7 protein-coding genes and 1 pseudogene are annotated in these 6,289 nt (G+C 34.4%); 2 read left to right on the forward strand and 6 right to left on the reverse strand.

Translation table 11 applies throughout. The features are described from left to right. Window positions 1–916: MobQ family relaxase (gene mobQ, locus D7V20_RS18245; protein WP_147395809.1), on the reverse strand; the 916-nt coding region annotated here is incomplete at its 3' end. 211 nt (window positions 917–1,127) lie between these two features. Here mobQ and D7V20_RS18250 point away from each other — a divergent pair. Then, on the forward strand, window positions 1,128–1,430 hold the full coding sequence (locus D7V20_RS18250) for a hypothetical protein (protein ID WP_000110201.1): 303 nt from the start codon (window positions 1,128–1,130) through the stop codon (window positions 1,428–1,430). Between the two features lie 61 nt (window positions 1,431–1,491). Here D7V20_RS18250 and D7V20_RS18255 read toward each other — a convergent pair whose 3' ends face one another. Both D7V20_RS18255 and D7V20_RS18260 read right to left on the reverse strand, forming a co-directional pair. Continuing rightward, entirely contained in the window at window positions 1,492–1,755 is a 264-nt protein-coding gene (locus D7V20_RS18255) for a Txe/YoeB family addiction module toxin (protein ID WP_000184943.1), read from the reverse strand. After that, window positions 1,742–2,005 carry a type II toxin-antitoxin system Phd/YefM family antitoxin gene (locus D7V20_RS18260; protein ID WP_000557944.1) on the reverse strand — a complete coding sequence of 88 codons (264 nt, stop codon included), beginning with the start codon at window positions 2,003–2,005 and terminating at the stop codon, window positions 1,742–1,744. Before D7V20_RS18260 ends, D7V20_RS18255 begins: the two co-directional genes overlap by 14 nt. A gap of 253 nt (window positions 2,006–2,258) precedes the next feature. On the opposite strand from D7V20_RS18260, the gene blaMCA reads away from it, so the two are divergent. Further along, window positions 2,259–3,431 (forward strand): MCA family class C beta-lactamase, encoded by a 1,173-nt coding sequence (blaMCA, locus tag D7V20_RS18265; protein ID WP_079863305.1) that lies wholly within the window; start codon window positions 2,259–2,261, stop codon window positions 3,429–3,431. 184 nt (window positions 3,432–3,615) lie between these two features. On the opposite strand, the gene D7V20_RS18270 is transcribed toward blaMCA, so the two are convergent. The 3 genes and pseudogenes from D7V20_RS18270 to D7V20_RS18285 form a co-directional block, all read right to left on the reverse strand. Further along, window positions 3,616–3,903, reverse strand: a complete 288-nt coding sequence (locus D7V20_RS18270; RefSeq protein ID WP_004870774.1) for a hypothetical protein — start codon at window positions 3,901–3,903, stop codon at window positions 3,616–3,618. Further along, complete coding sequence (locus D7V20_RS18275; RefSeq protein ID WP_020846814.1) at window positions 3,900–4,841, reverse strand: replication initiation protein; 942 nt, start codon at window positions 4,839–4,841, stop codon at window positions 3,900–3,902. Before D7V20_RS18275 ends, D7V20_RS18270 begins: the two co-directional genes overlap by 4 nt. 711 nt (window positions 4,842–5,552) lie before the next feature. Next, window positions 5,553–6,289, reverse strand: a pseudogene (locus D7V20_RS18285) (MobQ family relaxase); the annotation flags it as partial.

The following is a 6,289-nucleotide window of genomic DNA, read 5'->3' on the forward strand; positions in this document are numbered from 1 at the left end:
CAGAACTCATCGTGTCTAATTTTGTTGTTAATTTTGATAATTCTTCATTTTGGAATTCATAAAGTTTCTGAGAAGTTTTTTCTGAATACTCAGCTTGAGAGTATTGAAACTGAAGCTCACTTCGTACTTTTTGAACAAGATCCTCAGATACTTTGATGTTTTCATCCAGTGCGATGACCTTTTTGATTTTTAAATTACGTAGCTTAATTTCATCATTTTTCAGACTAATTTCTGTAAATATCCCTCGTCTCCGGAGGTATGTCGCTTGAGGACCTTCGTGCTGAGTTGCTTCTAGGTCACTTTCCTGGTCTTCATAACTTCTGTGATCGACACGTTCATCAAATCCATTTTGTTCCAGGTGATGATTGCATAACTCTGCAAATGATTCTCTCCAGTGGCTTACAGTTTCTGTGCCATTGTCACGACTGAAGTCCCTATATTTTTTTGCTGAAAAGCCACCCTGCTCATTAATACTTCGGGTTGTGAACATGATGTGTGCATGGTAGTTGCGTTCATCACTTCCACTGTCTGTATGAGGTGCATGAATAGCAGCATCAACGATGACACCGTATTTTTTAACGAGGTTTCGGCAAAGTTCATTGAGCATATTTTCACGCTGTTCAGCGTTTAACTCACTGGGAAATGCAATCTCAAACTCTCTTGCAAGTAATGCATCTTTTCTACGTTCAACCTTTTCGACTTCATTCCAAAGTGTTTGGCGCTTGAGTAACTCAGTATTTGTATTTTCAGGTGCATAGATTTTTGTAAATTCGACACCAGTTTTTCTTGTGTAGTCTTGTTCTTTTCCATAAAAATCGCATACCAATTTTTCACTTGAACGATATGCAGCACAAGCAACGGCCGATCGTCCATTACCTCTACTAATCGTTTTAACTGAAAAATGATATATCGCCATTTTGCTTTTGCTCTTTATTTCGATTTATCGAAATTACCAACATGTATATGTTGGTCAGGGGATTACAAAGGGGATTTACCCCTTGTCGCACCATTGGATGAAATCCAATGGCTAAGTGCGCCCTTCGGGAAAACCACGATAGCATGGGCTGTCTTGAATTTCAATTCAAACAGACCTATGCTTGAGGGGGATTCCTTGAGATGGTGATGGTATGAGTGTTGAAACTTTAGAGCAAAAAATTGCAAAGCAAGAAGAACGATTAAGACAACTAAAAGCACAAAAACAAGCTATTGCTGCTCGTGAAAAAAAGAAAAATTCTGATCGACAAAGAAAAGATGATACTAGACGTAAAATTCTACTGGGAGCTTGGGTTCTAAACAAACTGAAAAATGATGAATCTTTTAAGGGTCAACTAACCGATTTTGAAAAGTTTTTAAGCACGGAAAGTAAGACTGAAGAAAATAGGCAGAAAGATAAAGATCTTTTTAATGGCGTTATATGGAATAACACCTAAATTTCGCATATGAGATTTTGTATTAAATAAAAAAACAATCCCCTAAAAATAGGGGATCTTGTTAGTAATGGAATCGACATTGAATTATAGAGATTCGTTCATCTGTCACTTCATAAACTAATCTATGCTTTTCATCAATCCTACGACTCCAAAATCCTGAAAGATTAGCTTTTAAAGGTTCTGGTTTTCCTGTTCCTTCAAAAGGTGTTCGCTGACATTCTTTGATTAAGGTATTAATACGCTTAAGTATCTTTTTATCCTGTGTCTGCCAATAGATATATTCATCCCAGGCATTATCAGTCCATTCGACGTTACGATTCGTCATCCTCAATCAACTCTCTGTGTTTTGTTTTCCCTGCACGTAATTGAGCAATTGATTCATTTAAACGACTTGCATTATTTGGAGATGAAAGGAGATATAACGTTTCCATTAAGCTATCATAATGATCTTGTCCCATTACTACAGCATGGCCACCTTCTTTTCTTGTAATAAAAGCAACGTCTACATCATCAATTACTTTATCTAAAACAGATTTTAAATTGTTACGTGCGTCCGTATATGTAAATACATGCATATATCTATCCCTCATAGGGTAAGCTGCGTCAAAACGCTGCTAGCTAGACTACCTAGGCGGTAGTGATTGAAACTTTACAATCCTAAATGTACAGAATACTGTACATATTGTCAATTTCGTATAACAGCCATTATGTTAAATAGCTGTTGGGCTAGATGATTTTTATATAAGAAGTTATTTAACAAAAATTAATACATATGTTATTTAGTATATGAGATTATATGTGCCATCTTTTTTAAAGAAATTTAACCTAATGTTTTTTAATCAAAAATATTTTTTTCAAGCAAGCTTCATTACGATGGTTATCGGTTTTGGTATGAATTTAAATGCAAGTGAAGTCAGTCAAAATGAGAAAAATATTGAAAAAGTTGTTACCCAATCATTTAAGCCACTTATAGATGAGTATGGTGTAGCTGGTATGGCTATAGGCGTAATTTACAACGGTAAAAGTTATGAAAAATATTATGGTGTCCGATCTAAAGATACAAATGAAAGCGTAAATAGTCAGACACTTTTTGAGTTAGGTTCTTTAAGTAAAACTTTTACTGCTATTTCAGGAACATATGCCAATAATCAAGGTAAAATATCGTTCAACGATCATCCTAGTAAATACGTCCCTGCTTTAAAAAATTCAGAAATTGATAAGGTAAATTTATTAGAGTTATTAACTTATACAAGTGGCAATTTGCCATTACAATTTCCAGATAATATCAAAACTGATAAGCAAATATTAGAGTATTTCAAAAATTGGAAAGTAAAGAATCCTCCTGGTACTTATCGTGAATACTCAAATCCAAGTATAGGACTTTTTGGGTATCTAACTGCAAAATCGATGAATGTTCCTTTCTCTTCATTATTAGAGAAGACTGTTTTTCCTCAACTTAATTTGAAACATACATACGTCAATGTTCCAGAAGCACAAAAAACGAACTATGCTTTTGGTTATGATGAAAATAATAAGCCAATTCGAGTTAATCCTGGTCCATTGTCGGATGAAGCATATGGCGTTAAATCAACACTCCCAGATATGCTTAAGTTTGTAAATTCGAATCTTAATGTAGATACAAATAGCCCTGCTATGAAAAAAGCTATACTGGATACACACAAAGGATATTTTAAAGTTTCTGATAGCGGTATGACACAAGCACTTGGATGGGAAATGTTTTCTTATCCCACTACTTCTGAAATTCTACAGGCTAGTAATTCAAAACAAATCTTATTGGGCTCAAATCCTGTTGTAAAAGAATTATCGCAACCAAAATCTAAAGTTTTTCATAAAACAGGTTCGACTAATGGCTTTGGGGCGTATGTTTTATTTATTCCAGAAGAAGGATTTGGATTGGTTATGTTAATGAATAAAAAGATACCAAATGTAGATCGTATTAAGGCTTCATATAATGTTTTTGAGACATTGAAAGATAATTAACTTTCTCTAAAATTAACATAATACACCTTATACGAAATGCGTTATAATTATCCTTATAATTCAACGCTGTAGTTTCAATTTTCTAGCCCAGTCGTCAATGACTGGGCTTTTTTTATTACTTTTCACGTTCCACGCCTAGTCTTTAATCAATGTTCCACGATTTTGATTAAATAAACTGAATAATTCAATCTGCAGAATTTAAGCGATTATCTTGAATAAGATCACTCAACTTACCTTCAAGCGATTCGATTTTATATTTCAGAGACAAGATTGAATCTTTTAAACGTGAATTTTTAGGTGCATCCGGATTCTTTAATTGATTAAAAACCTCTAATAATTCGCTGTGATGAGTGCTTAACCTTTCAATGTCACTTTCAATAGCCATTCTTGGTGTCCACAGAGCAAGTAAACTTTGCTCATAATCTTTGAGTTCTTGATGACTCATTGCATCTAATTCAGCCTTAGTTCTCATGGTTTAAAATCCGTCTTGCTATGAAGAGCTTTAAAAATCCGTTTTGTTGTTTCCTCTCTTACACTTTTCGGATCTCGTAAGATGCCACTAATCCAGAGGGCAAATGTCGGGTAGTCTGGGAAATTACTGAGGTCTGATAGCTCAGAAAGTTTAGATAAAATAGTGCTGTACTTGTTAATTTGAGCATCAGATAAATTGCAGAACATATCTATAGTTCTTTGATCTCGCTGAGGCGCTATTAATTTTGGCTTAGGTTTTTCTTTCACTATAAATTTAAAGCCAACTACTGAACGCCCTTTTTTTACATTTTCATAAGTGAGTTCAATATCTGTATTAGTTGTAATCTCATTTAATGAAGGCTTCATTACTCGGTCTTTTAAATTACAGAGTTTGTCATAAGATTTGGGCAAACCCAGCTCATTTTTTATATGTTCTAAGGACATTTCAAATTGTCCCATTGCTTGATGCTTTTTAGCTAAATGATAAAGATCGAATGAGTAATCTTTTTTCAAACTTAGTACGATATCTTTTTTATATTTTGTATAAGGGTTTAATTTATCAAACTCTTTTAACATCAGTAGAACGATTTCAGGGAAACGTATAGCTATCCCTCCGTCTTCATAAGTGCAATCAATCACCCAATTCGACAGCACCTTTTTTCCTCTTTCATTGTTATAAGAGAAATTTCTTTTAAGTAGATTCTTGCTGGCTAGTTCTAACTGCGTATATGCGGAATGCGTTTTAATGCCACATTCTCTAGCAAACTCTTCTGCCGTAATCATAATTCGGTCTTTTTCAGTTGCATCAGTGGTTCTAGCAATTGGGCTAGCAAGTATTAACATTCGTTTTTCATCAATGTTCATACTCTTAAAGCATTCTTGAACATTGTTTTGCATAACAACCCAGCTCAGAGGATATGTTTTTTTATTTTCGTCCATATAACTACAACCCCAAAAAACTAACTAACTACATTGGTATTTATGTAGCTTAAACATACATTGTCGTTTATTTTTTGACTACTATTTTTGTAGTTTTTTAACAAAACTACAAACTTTTTCTTGTAGTTTAATGTCCGGTAAAAGTAGTTTCTATGTCCGGTAAAAGTAGTTTTTTAAGTCCATTTTGTCCGGCATTTGTAGTTTAATGTCCGGTAAAAGTAGTTTTTTAAAGTCTGAAAGCATTGCTAGGCGTGGTTTATAGGGGGGTCTAAAAGCTTTTAAAAGCTTTTTAAAAGAATAAAAGGGAATTTATTTCCAAAGTGAGTTATTAAAACTGCCCTTGGTACTCGCTAAAGCTCGTACTCTATTGAAGCTCGTTTCACTCGCTTCGTGGGGGGCAGTTTTTTGCATATATGATCAAGGATTCAAAAAGCAAAACATGAATAATGCATTCGCTATGCTCATGCTTTTTGACGAGCAAAAGCATCAATACTTCGCTCGTAGACACTCGCTAATCACTGTCCCCAGTAATTCAATAAAAAACGGTTTTTCAGAGGGGGAATAAGCAAACTTTCGTTGTGTCGCTCGTAGATACTCGCTAAAAGGCTCTCATTTGCGTTCTAAGCGATTTTATTTTTATCAACTATAGTTTTACTGTATTTCTATCAAAAGTCGCTAAAACCCCCGTTTTTTTGCGCTTAAATGGGATTTCTAAGGCGTGTAGTCATGGTTATTGTCATTTTCTGGCTTTTTAGGCTCATTTCTCTGCTGTTTTTCTTGTTCTTGGCGTCTTACAAATGCCAAATGTTCTTGTTGCTCTCGTTCTTGTGCATAGCGTTGTTCTTGTTGCTCTCGTTCTTTACGTAACTGCTGTTCTCTAGATTCACGATCTTTTCGGTCGTTTTCGAGCTGTATTGCTCTTTTTTGGGAAAACTCTTGCTGCGCTTCGGTCTCAATTTTTTTTGTAAAAGCCGCATGCAATTCTTGGATTTTTAGATCTTCCATTTCTTCTGCATATAGTCGCTTTTGTTTTTCACCATTTTGAGGACTAAAGTATTTATTTCCATAGTTATCTTCTTCAAATATATAACTATTTATGATCTCCAGTCTTTGATCGCGTACATACTCTTGATACTCAGTTTCTCTGCGTGATATTTCAGAAATTTGATGATCTATATTTGAAATTTGATCATTAAGTTTTCGTTGTTTAACAGTGATGTTCGGTTCGTCAAATTTTGCAAAAGACTTTTTAGGCTGGAGCAGCTGATTTTCTTCTGTCCATTTATTTAAATGATCAGAATATCTCTCTTTTTTTTCTATTTCACTAAGACCAGAAATATGCTTTTGGATGTCTAGTTGGGTGTTGTGTTGGTCGATCAGGTCATTTATTTGATTGATCCATTTTGTTTTAAAAAATAAAGGCTCTTTTTTGCGTAGTTCTGATATTG

Source organism: Acinetobacter rongchengensis (assembly GCF_003611475.1).
Classification (GTDB): Bacteria; Pseudomonadota; Gammaproteobacteria; order Pseudomonadales; family Moraxellaceae; genus Acinetobacter; species Acinetobacter rongchengensis.